Origin of the sequence: Empedobacter sp. UBA3475 (genome assembly GCF_002378465.1) — a bacterium.
GTDB lineage: Bacteria > Bacteroidota > Bacteroidia > Flavobacteriales > Weeksellaceae > Empedobacter > Empedobacter falsenii_B.
Genome location: NZ_DFRA01000033.1, coordinates 45688 through 61726, shown reverse-complemented (window position 1 = coordinate 61726; position 16039 = coordinate 45688). Strand labels below are relative to the sequence as shown.

Genomic DNA, 16039 nt, shown 5'->3' with positions numbered 1-16039 from the left:
TTCTGAAGGATTTTTTATTTATTTCTTTTTCAATTTTACAGTGAAATGTCTTAAAATTTCAGATTCCCACGAAATTTCATAACCAGAATTAATTTCGTTTCGTCGATCAAAAATATTTTTCAACGCAACCGCGATATAATCCATATGACTTTGGAAATAAGTTCTTCTTGGAATTGCTAAACGCAATAATTCTAATTTTGGATAACGATTTTCACGTGTTTTAGGATCACGATCTGCCAAAATAGTTCCGATTTCTACACCACGAATTCCAGCTTCTTTGTACAATTCGATTCCCAATGTTTGTGCAGGAAATTCTTCGCGCGTTACATTTGGTAAAAACTTTACAGCATCAACAAAAATAGCGTGTCCACCAATTGGCTGCTGAATTGGAATCCCAAATTCAATTAATTTATTCCCTAAATATTCAATTTGTTTGATGCGCGATTGTAAATAAGAATATTCTGTAGATTCTTGTAAACCTTGTGCTAAAGCGGCTAAATCGCGTCCAGCTAAACCGCCATAACTTAAATATCCTTCATAGATAATTCCAAAATTTCCACAAATTTTATATAGCTCTTCATTATTCAGTGCAATAAATCCACCAATATTTACCAAACCATCCTTTTTCGCAGACATCGTCATTCCATCTCCGTAAGAAAACATTTCTAAAACAATTTCTTTAATCGTTTCCGTTTTGAATTCTTCTTCTCTTTCTTTGATGAAATAAGCATTTTCCGCAAAACGAGCGCCATCAAAAAAGACTGGAATTCCATATTGATTAGACAATTCACGAACTTGACGAATATTTTCTATAGACACAGGTTGACCACCAGAAGAATTACACGTAACAGTGATTAATGTGAATGGAATTTGTTCTTTCCCATATTCTTTGTAGACATTTTCTAATTTTTGTAAATCGATATTTCCTTTGAAAGGATGAATCAATTCGCTGTCAAAAGCCTCATCAATAGTACAATCAATTGCGTGCGCTTTTCTAAATTCGATATGACCTTTTGTTGTATCAAAATGCGAATTTCCAGGAACAACATGACCTTCTTTTACAAGAGCTGAAAATAATACGTTTTCTGCTGCACGACCTTGATGCGTTGGTAAAAGAAACTCAAATCCAGTAATGGTATTAATGGTTTCTCTCAGTTTTAAGAAAGATTGAGAACCAGCGTAGCTTTCGTCTCCAGTCATCATTGCAGACCACTGTTTATCAGACATTGCTCCAGTTCCAGAATCAGTTAATAAATCAATAAATACTTTGTGGCTTTCTAGGTTAAATAGGTTGTAATCTTTTTCTTCGATCCACTTTTCGCGTTCTTCTCGAGTAGATTGATAAATTTCTTCGACCATTTTTATACGAAATGGTTCGGCAAAAGGTAATTCCATTTTTCTTGTGTTTAATGTAAAACTAAGAAACCTTTAGAATATTATCAATTATTAATTGAAAATCATAAAAAAATCCTCTATCAAAAAGATAAAGGATTAAAAATTTTCTATAGCTTGTGTTAGTCAATAACAGGAACTGGTCGTTTGTTTTCGTTAATTGCAACTAATGTAAACGTTCCAGAAATCGCTTTATCACGTCCGTCACGATACATACTTTCGATAAAAACGTCAATTTGTACATCCAAACTTGAACGTCCTACACGTACCACTTTTCCTACCATTTCTACGATAGTTCCTGCTGGAATTGAGTGTTTAAAATCAATTTTGTCACTACTTACCGTAACAATAGGTTTGCGACAAAAACGAGTTGCTGTCATAAAAGCAATTTCATCCATCAAATACATTACTGACCCTCCAAACATTGTGTTGTGGTGGTTTGTATCTCCTGGAAAAACAGCTTTGAAAATGCGAGTTTCAGAATTGATGATACGTTGTTCGATCAACTCTTCTCTTGGTGTTTTTTCCACTTCCATTATCATAATATTTACACGTTACTTTTCTTCATTATTTTTTGAGTTGATAATGTTTTTTTGTGGTGGTTTGATGATTTCATAGAACATAATTTTTACTTTTTTCGCGAAAGTTTTTGACTAATTATTAACTCAATTAGTGGCATTCTGACTTATCAAAAATATTGATTCACAGTTGCGCGACAGTTCGTGAATTGCACACGATTCCCCAATAAGTTGAGCACGAATTTGATGCAAATATAAATTAGAAAAATGAAAATTAGCAGATTTATTGTGCCGAATTCGTTGGTTTGGAATAATTCGTGTAAATTCATTTTACGAATTTTTAATGAAGTAAGAAAAAAGAATGAAAATAAAACCAATCAAAGATTTAGTTCATAATCTATCAGAATGGAATGAATTAGTTTCTCAAACCAAAGATTTAACCGATAAAGTAGTTCAAGATATTAATTTTTTGCGTCAAGAAATTAATTGGGAAGAATATAATTTATGCAATACATCGTTTTTGGGTTGTAAGTTTAAACAACACGAAGCGATCTATTTAATTGAAAAAGGAGCATTTGTTTATCCAAAATTTGAATCAGTTCCTTATAATCCTTATCGTGGAAAATTATACACTTGGCAAGAGCTGATGGAAGGTTATAATCCAGATAATGACCAAAGTATCGATCTTAAAATCTATAAACATTTTAAAAAACATAAATATAATCCGTCTGTTTCAGAAGCTTTGGCACAACGCTTACATGATTTGTCTATTGATGATGGTTTGCGTCGAATTTTGAAATATGATGATAATGGAATGACGAAGAAAAAAGTGGTTGGCTTTATGGGGGGACATTCTACTGCGCGTAATTCTGAGTTTTATAATGAAACGGCAAAAGCGGCGAAATTAGCAACTGAAAAAGGGTATTTTGTTGTTTCTGGTGGAGGGTCTGGAATTATGGAGGCTGCTAATCTAGGAGCTTATATGGCAAATTATTCGGATGAAGATTTGATGAATGCAATTCATATTTTGGCTGATTTAGACTTTATTGATGAAGATAAAACTGAATATTTGGCGAAGAATTTTATGACGAATGCTAAAAAAGTTTTAGAAATCTATCCAAATGGTGCTGAAAGTTTGGCAATTCCTACGTGGTTTTATGGTCATGAACCAAGTAATTTATTTGCCACGAATATTGCAAAATATTTTTCAAATAGTATCAGAGAAGATATGTTGTTAACAATTAGCTTGTTCGGTTTGGTTTATGCGCCTGGAAGTGCAGGAACAACCCAAGAAATTTTTCAGGAAGCAGCTCAAAATCATTATGGAACTTCCGGATATTACAGTCCAATGATTTTTTTGAGTAAGAAAAGATATGTAGAAGATACAGCGATTTATTCGGTTTTGCATCAATTAGCAACAGGAAGACCATATAAAGAGTTATTATTTTTAACAGATAGTGCTGATTTAGCAATTGATTTTATCGAAAATCATCCACCAATCAAAGCGATTTAAAATTATTTTAGAAGATTATTAAAAATAAATTTAATTATTTAAAACTACATAAACCTCTTTAATAAAATGGTTTATGTGGTTTTTATTTGTTTTATGTCCGAATAAAATAAAATAATTTCGAAAAATGTTTGGTATTTTAAATAATGAACGTATATTTGCAGTCCAATAACGCGAGATGGAGCAGTAGGTAGCTCGTCGGGCTCATAACCCGAAGGTCACAGGTTCGAGTCCTGTTCTCGCTACTAAATCGCGAGGTGGAGCAGTAGGTAGCTCGTCGGGCTCATAACCCGAAGGTCATCGGTTCGAGTCCGGTCCTCGCTACTACAAAGAGAGTTTCTAACAAGAAGCTCTCTTTTTTTATGTCTTTAACTGAGAATTAAGATTGGATAAACTATTTTTGTATGATGAATGTAGAAGAATATAAAAAACAATATAACGCTAAACAGCGAAAACTGAATAGCGTTTTTATCATTTGTAAATAACAGTTAAAAGCTTATGATTTTTAACTCATTTTTACACCTATTTTTATATCGTTTTTTACGATGGATTTTTATATTAAAAATTACACTATCATTTTAATTGATTTTATAACCTTTTTTCTCAAGTAAATCTATTAATTTGGTATAATCATCTCCTTTCTTGATATTTATCGATACATATTTAATTATATAATAAATAACAATAGGATTAAAAACAATTGGCAAATACATTGTAATTGAAGTATGATTAGCATTATAATCATCATTTAAATGAATACCTTCTTTTACAATATTGAGAAAAGTTGAAATACCAAGATAAATAACAATAGTAATAAATAAAACTATCCACATGCTTACATATGGTTTAAGCTTTATTTCTTTATCGTTCTTTCTGATTTTAAATTTTTTACCATTAAATTCATATTTGTACCACTTTCTATTTTCTAATGATTCAATTTCAATAGATACAACCTCATCTAACTTCTCTAAATTATTCATACTTAATATTTATATATAAAATATTTCACGTTTAATTTCCTGTTCTAAATTTTCGTTAATTGATTGTCTTTTTAATATCCAATCATTATTCTCGTTATATTCGTATATAGATTTTGATTCATTTTCAATATCTAAATTGTTTAAAAAATTATAAAAATCATCATCATTTACAAACTGACCTTCTTTTAAAAAATATACATCAATTTTTTTTCTATGTTCATCAAATATTTTGTAATTCTGAATAAATTTCTTTTTATACAACTCTTTATTTTTAAAATAAAACTTTTCAACATCATCAGAGTCACTTTTCTTTACACTCAAACAATTAAAAAACCATCTATAAGAATATTTACAGACTTCTGTTTTACCATTTTTTAATAATCTTTTCTCATAAATAAGATTACCATTACTATTATATTCAAAAATAACTTTTTCAAAAGGCTTTTCATTAATACATTCATAAAAATCAACTTGCCTTAGATTACATGAACCATCAAAATAAAAATCTCTAAAATATTTTCTATTTATAGGAGGTATCCATCCATCAGATTCAGAAATTTCATTACTTCTAATTTTTATTTTTTCTACTTGACCAATGTTATCTTCAATTATATCAATAAAATCATATTTATAATCAGGTTTATATTTAAAATTTAAAACTTCTGGATATTTTAATAGTTTACTATATAAATAGTAAATTAAAAATATAAGTACTAAAAAAACTAAAAGTAATTCAATATTCATATAGTGTAATTTTAGTATTTTTAAAAAGTTCGTTTTATAATATAGAAGATCCGGTACACATCATTTAGATTAATCGTAAAATCTTCACATTTAGGATTTCTCGAATGCAAAGTCAATTTTCCATTATAAGGATTATAACCTACAATATCTTTATGATAGATATTATTTTTTGTCATCAAGAATCCTCATTTATATTATCACCTTCTATAATGAGTTTTTTTCTTTTCTTGAATATTACGAAATAGTACAAAAGTAACCAAAACGTAACTCAGTAAAAATAGGAAAAATTACCTATTCAATAATAGTTTATGATCAAAAAATATTTTTCTAAAATCGTAAAAGATCAAAGAAAAGTATAAAGAAGTTATAAGTACTTGGTAAAACATTTTGTGCTCTTCAAAACGACTACAAAGAGAGTTTCTAACAAGAAGCTCTCTTTTTTTATGTCTTTAACTGAGAATTAAGATTGGATAAACTATTTTTGCATCATGAATGTAGAAGAATACAAAAAACAATATAAATCAGATCAAGCGGTTGGTGCAATTGCGATTGAAAATCGCTTAAAAGAAGTTTATGGGACTTTAGAGCCTCGTTTTTATTCGCCGCAGGTAATGTCTTTTCAAGGAGGTGATGATCCAATTGATGGAGTTGCGGTTTTTGATGTCAATGGGTATTATCATTTGGTGAGTTACGGAATGTCACATTTATACTATTCGGAAGAGAGTGTAGGAGCGGATTTTAGTAAGTGGGGATTTGAGTTTTCTTTCCGTGTGAAACCTGTTAAAGATGATAATGGTGAAGATCCTTTTTGGGTGGTTCAATTAATGAATAATTTGGGACGATTCGTGAACGAAACAAAAGTTTGGTTTGATGAATACCAATTTTTACCATTAGGAGGACCAATTCGTACAGATTCGGAAACGGATATTGTTGGTTTGGCTTTTATCAAGGATGATGATTTAGATGAAATTGATACGCCACATGGAAAAGTTACATTTATACAAATGATTGGTTTGAATTCGGAACAATTGAAAAGATTGGAAGATAATTCAACCAAAGAAGAAATAATGTCAGTGATAGCTGAAATAAAGTCAGTTAATCCAAAATTTGTGTGTGAATTATAGTAGAATTTCTAAAATAAAACATATTTACGTTAACCTATTTCTTAAATTATGTTAAATGTAAAAAACAGATTGTCAGTGTTTTAAGCTTGGTATTTGTTTTGATTATACCTAAATGTTAGTAGCACTAACAGTAGAATAAATTTTTCATAGGTTAGGTTAATAATTAGTAAAGCTAATTATGAAGCACTTCTTCGGAAGTGCTTTTTTTAGTATATTTAAGAAGAAAAAATAAAGATGTTTAAAAATTTATTCAACCGAAATAAAAATCAATCAAATAACAAAGAAGAATCAAAAACGATGACTTTCGAAGAAATTATTAATTCAGATAAACCAGTTTTGTTAGATTTTTTTGCAACTTGGTGTGGTCCTTGTCAAATGATGGGTCCAGTTTTGCAACAAGTGAAAGAAGAATTGGGAGATGATGTCAAAATCCTAAAAGTGGATGTTGATAAATATCAAGATTTAGCTGCACGATATCAAGTGCAAGGGGTTCCGACTTTTGCCATTTTCAAAAATGGTGAATTATTATGGAAACAAAGTGGAGCACGACCAAAAGAACAATTGGTTACAGAAATCAAAAAATATATTTAAAAATAGGTTTGCTTTGCAACCAAAGTCGATTAAAAAATCCGCTCAATGAGCGGATTTTTTTGCTTATGTAAATTTACTTAAAATTAGGTTTTCTTTTCTCAACAAAAGCAGTTGTTCCTTCTTTGAAATCTTCTTCGTCAAATAAATTTCCGAAACTTTCAATTTCAACTTCAAAACCATTGTCTTTATCTGACGCATTAATCGCTCGAATCGCGTGACGAATCGCTACAGAAGAATTTTTTGAAATTTTAGTCGCAATTTCTTTTGCTCGATCAATTAATTCAGCTTGCTCAACAACTTCATTCACTAAACCAATTTCATACGCGCGTTCAGCTGTAAACATATCTGCTGTCATAATTGCCTGCATTGCACGACCTTTTCCAATTAATTTTGGCAAACGTTGCGTTCCTCCATAACCTGGAATCAAACCTAATGTAACCTCTGGTAATCCTAATTTTGCATTGGTTGATGCTATACGAAAATGAGACGCCATCGCTAATTCTAAACCACCTCCTAAAGCAAAACCATTCACTGCGGCGATTACAGGTTTTTTAGAATTTTCAATTTTATCAAAAACATTTTCTTGTCCTTTTGCAGCTAATTTTTCACCTTGACGACCATCAAAACTTGCAAATTCTTTGATATCAGCACCAGCAACGAAAGATTTTTCACCAGAACCTGTTAAAATAATTACTCGAATAGCGGGATCAGAATCTGCGTCTGTAAAAAAGTTTGAAATATCATCTAATAAATCTTTGTTCAATGCATTTAATGCTTGCGGACGATTTAAGGTAACTAATGCAATTTTATTTTCTACTTCAACAATCAGATTGTTATAATTATATTCCATTTTGTTTGTGTTTTTATTATTCACTCAAAAATATCAATTGTTCACTCAACTAAAAAATTTATCAAAAAATAATTTGTACAATTCAAAATCCTTCCTAAATTTGTCCCAATGAAAACATTATTTACAAATAACTGGTGGTGGAATATCGAACAACAAAACGTTGGTTCGTAAGACCTCTATGCAGTTATATGTAGAAAAGGCTTGTCGTAACCGACAAGCCTTTTTTTGTGCTCTAAACCTAAATATTTAACAAATGAATTTAACTTTTAACATACAGAAAGAAACTGTTTTAGCCGATTTAACAACTCCTGTTCAGCTTTATTTGAAATTGCGAGATATTTATCCGAATGCCTTATTATTAGAGAGTTCTGACTATCATTCTAAGACAGATGCTAACTCTTTTATTTGTCTAAATCCGATCGCAACTTTTAAGGTTACAAACGGAATTGTGAATGAAACGTATGCGAATGGAGAAACAAAAGAATATGCGTTGAATGGTCAAGAATTGACAGAGAAATTCAAAAAATTTACAAGTCAGTTTATGATTCAAAATGGAGAAGATTTACCTGTAAATGGTTTATTTGGATACATTGCGTGGGATGCGATTCCACATTTTGAAACAGTAAAATTTTCAGCAAAAGGAAACGAAGCAACGATTCCAGAATTTTCGTATTCGTTCTATCAAAATATTGTGGTGTTCAATCATTTTCACAATGAAATTCAATTCATCGAATTTCAAAATGATGAAATAGATTCTAAATTTTCTGAAATTAAAAGTGTTGTTCATAACAAATCAATTGTTGAATATCCATTTAATGTAGAAAGTGAAATTCAATCGAATTTAACAGATGATGAATTCAAAGAAATGGTGACAAAATGTAAACAATCTTGTTTCCGTGGAGATGTTTTCCAAATTGTTCCTTCTCGTCAATTCAAACAAAAATTTTCGGGTGACGAATTTAATGTTTACCGCATTTTACGCTCTGTAAATCCTTCGCCCTATTTGTTTTATTTCGATTACGGAAATTATAAAATCTTCGGATCTTCACCAGAAGCGCAAATTATCATTAATAATAATCATGCAGAAATTCATCCTATTGCAGGAACAGTTCGCAGAACTGGAAGTCCAACTTTGGACAAAGAATTGACCGAAAAATTAATTGCTGACCCAAAAGAAAATGAAGAGCATGTGATGTTGGTCGATTTGGCTCGCAATGATTTAAGTCGAAATTCTGCTGATGTAAAAGTCGCACAATACAAAGAAATTCAGTATTTCTCGCATGTGATTCACATGGTTTCAAAAGTAACTGCTCAATTGGATCCAAGCGTAAATACGATGAAAGTTTTTGCAGACTCTTTTCCGGCTGGAACACTTTCTGGCGCACCAAAATTCAAAGCAATGGAATTATTAGACGGTTACGAAAATCAAAATCGTGGCGTTTATGGTGGCGGAATTGGATATTTAGGATTCAACGGTGACATCAACATGGCGATTGCGATTCGTACGTTCGTCAGCAAACAAAATACCTTATATTTTCAGGCTGGTGCTGGAGTTGTTTCCAAATCGGTCGAAGAAAATGAATTACAAGAAGTCAATCATAAATTAGGAGCGCTTCGTCGCTCAATAGAAATCGCTCAAAACCTATAAACTATGAAAATTTTAGTTATCGATAATTACGATTCGTTCACCTATAATTTAGTGCATTCATTAAAGAAATTCGCCGATGATATTACCGTTGTTCGCAATGATGGAATTACTTTGGAAGATGTGAATAATTATGATAAAATATTACTTTCTCCAGGTCCAGGAGTTCCTGATGAAGCCAATTTATTGAAACCAATCATCGAGAAATATGCTTCAACAAAATCTATTTTTGGCGTTTGTTTAGGACAACAAGCAATTGGAGAAGTTTTTGGAGGGAAATTATTAAATACACAAGAAGTTTTTCACGGAGTTGAATCTAAAATTGAAGTAATAAAAGACGAAGTGTTATTCCAAAATTTACCAAAAAAATTAGAAGTTGGACGTTACCATTCTTGGGTAGTTTCAAATGAAGATTTTCCTGAAGAATTAGAAATTACAGCAGTTGGTCCAAAAGGAGAAGTGATGGCTTTACGTCACAAAACGTATGATGTTCGCGGTGTTCAGTTTCATCCAGAATCTATTTTAACACCACTTGGAGATGAGATGATTAAGAATTGGTTAGAAGCTTAAAACGATGAAAAAATTATTAAATTTATTATTCGAAAATTATACTTTGAGCGAAAATGAAGCCTATCAAATTATGGTGGAAATTTCGGAAGAAAAATATTCGGCTGTCGAATTAGCTTCATTTATGACCATTTTTAATATGCGTAACATTACGTTGGAAGAATTAAAAGGATATCGTCGAGCGTTGTTAGATTTATGCATCAAAGTTAATTTACCAAAGCAAGCGATTGATGTTGTAGGAACGGGCGGTGACGGAAAAGACACTTTTAATATTTCGACATTGAGTTGTTTTGTCTTGGCTGGAGCTGGAGAGAAAATTATTAAACAAGGAAATTACGGAACGTCGTCTGTAAGCGGTTCTTCGAATATGTTGGATAATTTTGGTTACGAATTTTCTGTTAATCAAGATAAATTAAAACGTGAGTTCGAAGAAGTTGGAATTACATTTTTACATGCGCCACTCTTTCATCCGGCTTTAGCGAAAGTTGCTCCGATTAGAAAAGGTTTGGCGATAAAAACATTTTTCAATTTAATGGGGCCTTTGGTGAATCCTGTTCAACCAGAATTTCAAAATTTAGGAACATATGATGTCAAAACTGCTCGATTATATCATTATGTGATGCAAAATTCGGGCGTGAAATATTCGATTTCGACTGCGTTGGCTGGTTATGATGAAGTTTCGTTGACATCGCCTACAAAAGTGTTCAATAATTCGGGGGAATTTGTTTTAGAAAGTAAAGATTTTGGTTTAAATATTCTTCAACCTGATGAGATAAAAGGAGGAAAATCAATCGAAGAAAATTCAAAAATATTTTTGAGCGTTTTAGAAGGAAATTCAACTAAAGCACAAAAAGAAGTTGTTTTAGCAAATGCTGCTTTAGCGCTTAAAACAATTTATCCAACCAAAGATTTAATCGAATGTGTAGCAATTGCGAACGAAAGTTTAGACAGTAAAAAAGCATTGAATGTATTCCAAAAATTAATGAAACCATGAAAACGATATTAGACGAAATTGTCGCGCAAAAACGTATTGAAATTTTAGAAAAACAGAAAACTCAATCAATAGAAAGTTTTAGAAATTCAGAAAATTTTTTGCTTCCTGTTAAATCTACAAAAGCTTCAATTTTAGATAAATTAAAATCTGGAATTATTGCAGAATTTAAGCGAAAATCACCATCGAAAGGTTTTATTAACAAAGACGCAAATGTAAAAGAAGTTGTTTCCGGTTACGAAAAGTTTGGTGCTTCTGTCGTTTCTGTTTTAACAGATGAGCAATTTTTTGGCGGAAGTTTTGATGATTTAAAACAAGCAAAAGAAGTGTTGAATATTCCTGTTTTGCGTAAAGATTTTATTGTTGATGAATTTCAAGTGTACGAAACAAAAGCGATTGGTGCAGATTTGATGTTATTAATTGCAGAATGTTTAACAAAAGACGAAGTCTATAATTTAGCTAAAACTGCTAAGGGAATTGGATTAGAAGTTTTATTGGAATTACATTCAGAAGATCAATTAGAAAAGGTAAATGAATTCATTGATTTGATTGGAATTAACAATCGTAATTTGAAAAATTTCGAAGTTGATATTGAAAAATCAAAACAAATCTTGAAACAATTACCAACCGATTTAATTAAAGTTGCGGAAAGTGGAATTTCTGATCCTAAAACAGTAAAAGAATTAAGACAAGCTGGATTTCAGGCATTTTTAATTGGTGAAAATTTTATGAAAGCAGATAATCCATCTCAAGCATTTGAGCAATTTGTAAAAGAATCAAAATGAAACGTTTTCAAGTAAAGGTTTGCGGAAATAATAACATCGAAAATTTTAAAGAAATTGCAGCAATCGAACCCGATTATGTAGGCTTTATTTTCTATCCAAAATCAAAAAGATTTGTAGAAGACGAATCTATTTTTGAAGTTTTTCCGAATGCAGAAAAAGTTGGCGTTTTCGTGAATGAATCAGTCGAGAAAATTCTCGAAAAAGTTGAAGAATATAAATTAGATGTTGTCCAATTACATGGTGATGAAACAGCTGACTTTTGTGAAGAATTAATCAATCAAAAACATCAACGATTATTAACTGATGAAAACTTTTTAGACTTTAAAATTTGGAAAGCCGTTGGCATAAAATCGATTGAAGATTTTCAACAATTAACCACTTATCAACAAGTTATTGATAGTTTTGTTTTCGATACAAAATCAAATAATTACGGAGGAACTGGAAAGAAATTTGATTGGCAATTGTTAACAAATTATCAGTTATCAATACCCTTTTTATTAAGTGGCGGAATAACACTTGAAGATGCATTTATCTTGAAAAATTTTCAGCATCCGAAATGTATTGGATTTGATATCAATAGTGGTTTTGAGTCAGCACCAGGAATAAAAAAAACTGACGAAGTAAAACAGTTTATCGATACAATTGATGGACGAATTGAACAAAATTAAAAAAGAAACAAAATGAAATACGAAGTTGACGAAAGAGGTTTTTATGGTGAATTTGGAGGAGCATTTATCCCAGAGTTATTACATCATAATTGTGAAGAATTATCTGAAGCTTTAGCACAATATATCGATACAGACGAATTCAAAAATGAATTTAATTTGTTATTAAAAGATTACGTTGGTCGACCAAGTCCATTGTATTTTGCACCAAATCTTTCAAAAAGATATAACACCAATATTTTATTAAAGCGTGAAGATTTGAATCATACAGGTGCACATAAAATCAATAATGCGATTGGTCAAGCTCTTTTAGCAAAACGAATGGGTAAAACCAAAATTATTGCCGAAACTGGTGCTGGACAACATGGTGTTGCAACTGCTACTGTTTGTGCGTTGATGGGATTAGAATGTATCGTTTTTATGGGAGAAATTGACATTGCTCGTCAAGCACCAAATGTTGCACGAATGAAAATGTTAGGTGCAGAAGTTATTCCAGCAACCTCAGGAAGTAAAACCTTGAAAGATGCAACAAATGAAGCGATTCGTTATTGGATCAATAATCCTGAAACTTTTTACATCATTGGTTCTGTAGTTGGTCCTCATCCTTATCCAGCAATGGTAACGAAATTCCAAGCGATTATTTCAGAAGAAATTAAAGCACAAATGAAAGAGAAATATGGGAAAGAAAATCCTGATTACGTGATTGCTTGTGTTGGTGGCGGAAGTAATGCTGCGGGAGCTTTTTATCATTTTTTAAATGATGATTCTGTCAAATTAATCGCGGTTGAAGCGGCAGGTTTGGGCGTAGAATCTGGAGAAACTGCTGCTACAACTATCAAAGGAACAGAAGGAATTATTCACGGAAGTCGAACATTATTGATGCAAGATAAAGATGGACAAATTGTTGAACCTTATTCAATTTCGGCTGGATTAGATTATCCTGGCGTTGGTCCTTTACATGCGCATTTGTTCAAAACTGGACGTGCTGAATTCTTAAATGCAACAGATGATGAAGCCTTGGAAGCTGCTTTTATGTTGACAAAAGAGGAAGGAATCATTCCTGCATTAGAATCTTCTCACGCTTTAGCTGCTTTAGAAAAAATTAATTTTAAACCGCAAGACATTGTGATTCTGAATCTTTCAGGAAGAGGAGATAAAGATTTAGAAACATATATGAAAGTTTCCGAAAAATATTCTTAAAAATATTTGGTTAATTTTCAAAAATCACCTTACATTTGCACCCACGATAATGAAATCTATCGGGGTGTAGCGTAGCCCGGTCATCGCGCCTGCTTTGGGAGCAGGAGGTCGCAGGTTCGAATCCTGCCACCCCGACAAAATTTTCATCCGAAAATAGAAAGATTTATCGTAAAAGAATGACCGAATCGGGGTGTAGCGTAGCCCGGTCATCGCGCCTGCTTTGGGAGCAGGAGGTCGCAGGTTCGAATCCTGCCACCCCGACAAAATTCAATGAATTTTTGGATCGGTCCAGTAGCTCAGCTGGATAGAGCAACTGCCTTCTAAGCAGTAGGTCTCAGGTTCGAATCCTGACTGGATCACACGTTTTATTAAAAACCAGGAGAGGTGCCAGAGCGGTAATGGAGCAGATTGCTAATCTGTCATCGGGAAACCGATGCCAGGGTTCGAGTCCCTGTCTCTCCGCATTTTTTTTGAATGACCGAATCGGGGTGTAGCGTAGCCCGGTCATCGCGCCTGCTTTGGGAGCAGGAGGTCGCAGGTTCGAATCCTGCCACCCCGACAAAAACCTTTGTATATTTGCAAAGGTTTTTTTTATACATTTATTTCATGAAATCTATCTTAGGTAATAAAGAATCTTTTGTCTCATACTCTGTCGCTTTTCTATTTATTTTAATCATGATTGGAACAGCAATGATTTATGATGATAAAGAAATTATTTTACCAGAAGTTGCTGCATTATCTGTCGGAATTTTAACGTTTCGAGAAAATAAATGGCTACAACGACCATTTCATATTTTTTTACTTCCATCCATAACTGCTATTTTAGGATTTGGGATTAATTTTTTACCGATTATATTATCATTCAAATTAGCATTGGTATTGGTTGCAATGTTAATTGTCTTGAAAATTTTTAAAAGTCAACTTGCGCCAGCATTAGCTACGGGATTATTACCAATTGTTACAAATACAGAATCTTTTGTATTTCTATATGCGATATTTCTATTTGTCTTTTTACTTTTTCTATCAATAAAAATATTCAAACTAAAACCAACTGAAAATGCGGTTCCAATGATTTATACAAGCCATAACAGATGGTTAATCGGATTATGTGTAGTTTGGTTTACAGCTTGTTATTTTAGCGGTTTTGCACATTTCTCTGCTATTCCACCTATTATCGTAATTTCTTTTGAATCTTTAAATAATCCAACATTAAAATTAACCGTACGTCTAAAACGTATTCTTGTAATGTTCATGGCTACAATGGCTGGTTGTTTAACAATGCATTATCTTGATAATTGGTTAATCATTGGCTTGATCGATTTGATTATCGTAATGTTTATTTTGAAATTAACAGATTTACGCTTACCTCCTGCTTTTGCAATGGTTATTTTACCAATGATTTTACCTTCTGACTCGATAAAATATTTACCTGTTGCAACATTAATCATGAGTATATTTTTTATGCTATCGATTTATATTATTCAGAAAGTTGCTTATCCAAAAGCGATTGATTTCAAATAAAAAAGTCATCCAAAATTGAATGACTTTATGACTATTTTAATATGTTTCTTCGATTGATTTTACCATATTATAAATGAACTCGTTGTAAGGTGTCGGAATATTATATTGTTTTCCTAAACTGATAATTTCGCCTGCAAATTCATCCACTTCCGAATATCGTTTTGCTTCGCGATCTTGTAACATCGAAGTTTTACCAAATTCATCCACAATTTTCATCGTAGATTTCATTCGATCCACTTCTTCTTGACCAATTGCAACTCCATGTGCATTCCCAACTGCAAGAACTTCATTAGAAATCATATCCATTAAAACCTCGAGATGTTGATTGGTACGAAATTGTCCATATGGAAACTCCAACAAAAACGTCAATTGATTTCCGACAACATTTACCAAATATTTCGCCCACTGCGCTTTCTGAATATCATCCGATAATTGATTTGGAATTTCAGCAACATTCATCAATTCATGTAAATCGACTAATTTATCATGATTAATTGAATCCATTTTCCCAAAAATAATTTTTCCTATACTCGAAAACGTCACGCGATTATCAACTTTTACAGCATCCATATATGCAACTGCATTCACCACACGATCCCATCCAAAATGATCTGCCAAAACACGTTCAGAAGAAATTCCGTTCATCAAACTTACAATCATTGTGTTTTCACCAACAAAAGGCTTCATATCTTCTATCGCTTGCTGTAAATGTGAACTTTTAACGACTAAAAATATATAATCTGGATAATTATTCTCCTCGATTTTTGTGACATAATTAAAATCATACGCTTTATCATTCACAAAAATTTGCGATTTTTCGTATCGATTTTTTCGCTCCTCATCTACAATTACACTTACAATTTCTGGATTATATTCATAAAAACTCGCTGCATATTTTGCTCCTAAAGCTCCCAATCCAAGAAAATAAATTGATTTCATTTTTTTGTTATTTAGAA

The 16039-nt window shown here is 31.9% G+C and carries 16 protein-coding genes, 7 tRNA genes and 1 riboswitch; of the genes, 17 read left to right on the top strand and 6 right to left on the bottom strand.

Annotation, left to right across the window (positions count from 1 at the left end):
* Positions 1 to 18: 18 nt before the first annotated feature.
* Positions 19 to 1395 (bottom strand): tryptophanase, encoded by a 1377-nt coding sequence (locus B3I31_RS07415; RefSeq protein WP_114998113.1) that lies wholly within the window; start codon positions 1393 to 1395, stop codon positions 19 to 21.
* Positions 1396 to 1514: 119 nt separating this feature from the next.
* Positions 1515 to 1928, bottom strand: coding sequence for an acyl-CoA thioesterase (locus B3I31_RS07410; protein WP_114998110.1), 414 nt, complete (start codon positions 1926 to 1928; stop codon positions 1515 to 1517).
* 129 nt (positions 1929 to 2057) lie between these two features.
* A riboswitch (adenosylcobalamin-variant (AdoCbl-variant) riboswitch) is annotated at positions 2058 to 2145 on the bottom strand.
* 126 nt (positions 2146 to 2271) lie between these two features.
* Here B3I31_RS07410 and B3I31_RS07405 point away from each other — a divergent pair.
* The 3 genes from B3I31_RS07405 (at position 2272) to B3I31_RS07395 (ending at position 3744) form a co-directional block, all read left to right on the top strand.
* A complete protein-coding gene (locus B3I31_RS07405; RefSeq protein WP_291087836.1) occupies positions 2272 to 3423 on the top strand; it encodes an LOG family protein in 1152 nt (383 codons plus the stop codon).
* A gap of 169 nt (positions 3424 to 3592) precedes the next feature.
* Positions 3593 to 3665, top strand: a tRNA-Met gene (locus B3I31_RS07400).
* Positions 3666 to 3671: 6 nt separating this feature from the next.
* A tRNA-Met gene (locus B3I31_RS07395) sits at positions 3672 to 3744 on the top strand.
* Positions 3745 to 3998: 254 nt separating this feature from the next.
* On the opposite strand, the gene B3I31_RS07390 is transcribed toward B3I31_RS07395, so the two are convergent.
* Both B3I31_RS07390 and B3I31_RS07385 read right to left on the bottom strand, forming a co-directional pair.
* A complete protein-coding gene (locus B3I31_RS07390) occupies positions 3999 to 4400 on the bottom strand; it encodes a hypothetical protein (RefSeq protein ID WP_286495268.1) in 402 nt (133 codons plus the stop codon).
* A gap of 9 nt (positions 4401 to 4409) precedes the next feature.
* Positions 4410 to 5144, bottom strand: a complete 735-nt coding sequence (locus tag B3I31_RS07385; RefSeq protein ID WP_286495267.1) for a hypothetical protein — start codon at positions 5142 to 5144, stop codon at positions 4410 to 4412.
* Between the two features lie 488 nt (positions 5145 to 5632).
* Between B3I31_RS07385 and B3I31_RS07380 the strand changes: the two genes are divergently transcribed.
* Both B3I31_RS07380 and trxA read left to right on the top strand, forming a co-directional pair.
* Positions 5633 to 6268, top strand: coding sequence for a suppressor of fused domain protein (locus tag B3I31_RS07380; protein ID WP_286495266.1), 636 nt, complete (start codon positions 5633 to 5635; stop codon positions 6266 to 6268).
* Between the two features lie 234 nt (positions 6269 to 6502).
* Positions 6503 to 6859, top strand: coding sequence for a thioredoxin (gene trxA / locus B3I31_RS07375; protein ID WP_084106970.1), 357 nt, complete (start codon positions 6503 to 6505; stop codon positions 6857 to 6859).
* 73 nt (positions 6860 to 6932) lie between these two features.
* Here the strand turns inward: trxA and B3I31_RS07370 are convergent, their stop codons facing one another.
* Entirely contained in the window at positions 6933 to 7709 is a 777-nt protein-coding gene (locus B3I31_RS07370) for an enoyl-CoA hydratase/isomerase family protein (RefSeq protein ID WP_219033920.1), read from the bottom strand.
* 253 nt (positions 7710 to 7962) lie between these two features.
* Here B3I31_RS07370 and B3I31_RS07365 point away from each other — a divergent pair, with 253 nt between their 5' ends.
* From B3I31_RS07365 to B3I31_RS07310, 12 genes are all read left to right on the top strand, one after another.
* Positions 7963 to 9357, top strand: coding sequence for an anthranilate synthase component I family protein (locus B3I31_RS07365; protein ID WP_219033919.1), 1395 nt, complete (start codon positions 7963 to 7965; stop codon positions 9355 to 9357).
* Positions 9358 to 9360: 3 nt separating this feature from the next.
* Positions 9361 to 9924 (top strand): anthranilate synthase component II, encoded by a 564-nt coding sequence (locus tag B3I31_RS07360; protein WP_125349948.1) that lies wholly within the window; start codon positions 9361 to 9363, stop codon positions 9922 to 9924.
* Between the two features lie 4 nt (positions 9925 to 9928).
* Positions 9929 to 10915 carry an anthranilate phosphoribosyltransferase gene (gene trpD / locus B3I31_RS07355; RefSeq protein ID WP_125349947.1) on the top strand — a complete coding sequence of 329 codons (987 nt, stop codon included), beginning with the start codon at positions 9929 to 9931 and terminating at the stop codon, positions 10913 to 10915.
* Entirely contained in the window at positions 10912 to 11697 is a 786-nt protein-coding gene (gene trpC / locus B3I31_RS07350; RefSeq protein ID WP_125349946.1) for an indole-3-glycerol phosphate synthase TrpC, read from the top strand. Before trpD ends, trpC begins: the two co-directional genes overlap by 4 nt.
* Complete coding sequence (locus B3I31_RS07345; RefSeq protein WP_125349945.1) at positions 11694 to 12365, top strand: phosphoribosylanthranilate isomerase; 672 nt, start codon at positions 11694 to 11696, stop codon at positions 12363 to 12365. Before trpC ends, B3I31_RS07345 begins: the two co-directional genes overlap by 4 nt.
* Positions 12366 to 12377: 12 nt before the next feature.
* Positions 12378 to 13562, top strand: coding sequence for a tryptophan synthase subunit beta (gene trpB / locus B3I31_RS07340; protein ID WP_125349944.1), 1185 nt, complete (start codon positions 12378 to 12380; stop codon positions 13560 to 13562).
* 60 nt (positions 13563 to 13622) lie between these two features.
* Positions 13623 to 13697 (top strand) — tRNA-Pro (locus B3I31_RS07335).
* Between the two features lie 51 nt (positions 13698 to 13748).
* Positions 13749 to 13823: transfer RNA gene (locus B3I31_RS07330), tRNA-Pro, on the top strand.
* A gap of 24 nt (positions 13824 to 13847) precedes the next feature.
* A tRNA-Arg gene (locus tag B3I31_RS07325) sits at positions 13848 to 13921 on the top strand.
* 19 nt (positions 13922 to 13940) lie between these two features.
* A tRNA-Ser gene (locus B3I31_RS07320) sits at positions 13941 to 14024 on the top strand.
* 22 nt (positions 14025 to 14046) lie between these two features.
* Positions 14047 to 14121 (top strand) — tRNA-Pro (locus tag B3I31_RS07315).
* A 47-nt stretch (positions 14122 to 14168) separates the two neighbouring features.
* A complete protein-coding gene (locus B3I31_RS07310) occupies positions 14169 to 15083 on the top strand; it encodes a hypothetical protein (RefSeq protein WP_125349989.1) in 915 nt (304 codons plus the stop codon).
* A gap of 36 nt (positions 15084 to 15119) precedes the next feature.
* On the opposite strand, the gene B3I31_RS07305 is transcribed toward B3I31_RS07310, so the two are convergent.
* The gene (locus tag B3I31_RS07305; RefSeq protein ID WP_125349990.1) at positions 15120 to 16022 is read right to left on the bottom strand and encodes a ketopantoate reductase family protein; all 903 of its coding nucleotides are present in this window, start codon (positions 16020 to 16022) and stop codon (positions 15120 to 15122) included.
* Positions 16023 to 16039 lie beyond the last annotated feature (17 nt).

Excerpts from the sequence above, each read along its gene's own strand:
- B3I31_RS07365 (WP_219033919.1), top strand. The coding sequence starts at position 7,963 with ATGAATTTAACTTTTAACATACAGAAAGAAACTGTTTTAGCCGATTTA.
- trpB (WP_125349944.1), top strand. The coding sequence starts at position 12,378 with ATGAAATACGAAGTTGACGAAAGAGGTTTTTATGGTGAATTTGGAGGA.
- trxA (WP_084106970.1), top strand. The coding sequence starts at position 6,503 with ATGTTTAAAAATTTATTCAACCGAAATAAAAATCAATCAAATAACAAA.
- B3I31_RS07370 (WP_219033920.1), bottom strand. The coding sequence starts at position 7,709 with ATGGAATATAATTATAACAATCTGATTGTTGAAGTAGAAAATAAAATT.
- B3I31_RS07405 (WP_291087836.1), top strand. The coding sequence starts at position 2,272 with ATGAAAATAAAACCAATCAAAGATTTAGTTCATAATCTATCAGAATGG.
- trpC (WP_125349946.1), top strand. The coding sequence starts at position 10,912 with ATGAAAACGATATTAGACGAAATTGTCGCGCAAAAACGTATTGAAATT.
- B3I31_RS07385 (WP_286495267.1), bottom strand. The coding sequence starts at position 5,144 with ATGAATATTGAATTACTTTTAGTTTTTTTAGTACTTATATTTTTAATT.
- B3I31_RS07360 (WP_125349948.1), top strand. The coding sequence starts at position 9,361 with ATGAAAATTTTAGTTATCGATAATTACGATTCGTTCACCTATAATTTA.
- B3I31_RS07310 (WP_125349989.1), top strand. The coding sequence starts at position 14,169 with ATGAAATCTATCTTAGGTAATAAAGAATCTTTTGTCTCATACTCTGTC.
- B3I31_RS07380 (WP_286495266.1), top strand. The coding sequence starts at position 5,633 with ATGAATGTAGAAGAATACAAAAAACAATATAAATCAGATCAAGCGGTT.
- B3I31_RS07415 (WP_114998113.1), bottom strand. The coding sequence starts at position 1,395 with ATGGAATTACCTTTTGCCGAACCATTTCGTATAAAAATGGTCGAAGAA.
- B3I31_RS07410 (WP_114998110.1), bottom strand. The coding sequence starts at position 1,928 with ATGGAAGTGGAAAAAACACCAAGAGAAGAGTTGATCGAACAACGTATC.
- B3I31_RS07345 (WP_125349945.1), top strand. The coding sequence starts at position 11,694 with ATGAAACGTTTTCAAGTAAAGGTTTGCGGAAATAATAACATCGAAAAT.
- trpD (WP_125349947.1), top strand. The coding sequence starts at position 9,929 with ATGAAAAAATTATTAAATTTATTATTCGAAAATTATACTTTGAGCGAA.
- B3I31_RS07305 (WP_125349990.1), bottom strand. The coding sequence starts at position 16,022 with ATGAAATCAATTTATTTTCTTGGATTGGGAGCTTTAGGAGCAAAATAT.
- B3I31_RS07390 (WP_286495268.1), bottom strand. The coding sequence starts at position 4,400 with ATGAATAATTTAGAGAAGTTAGATGAGGTTGTATCTATTGAAATTGAA.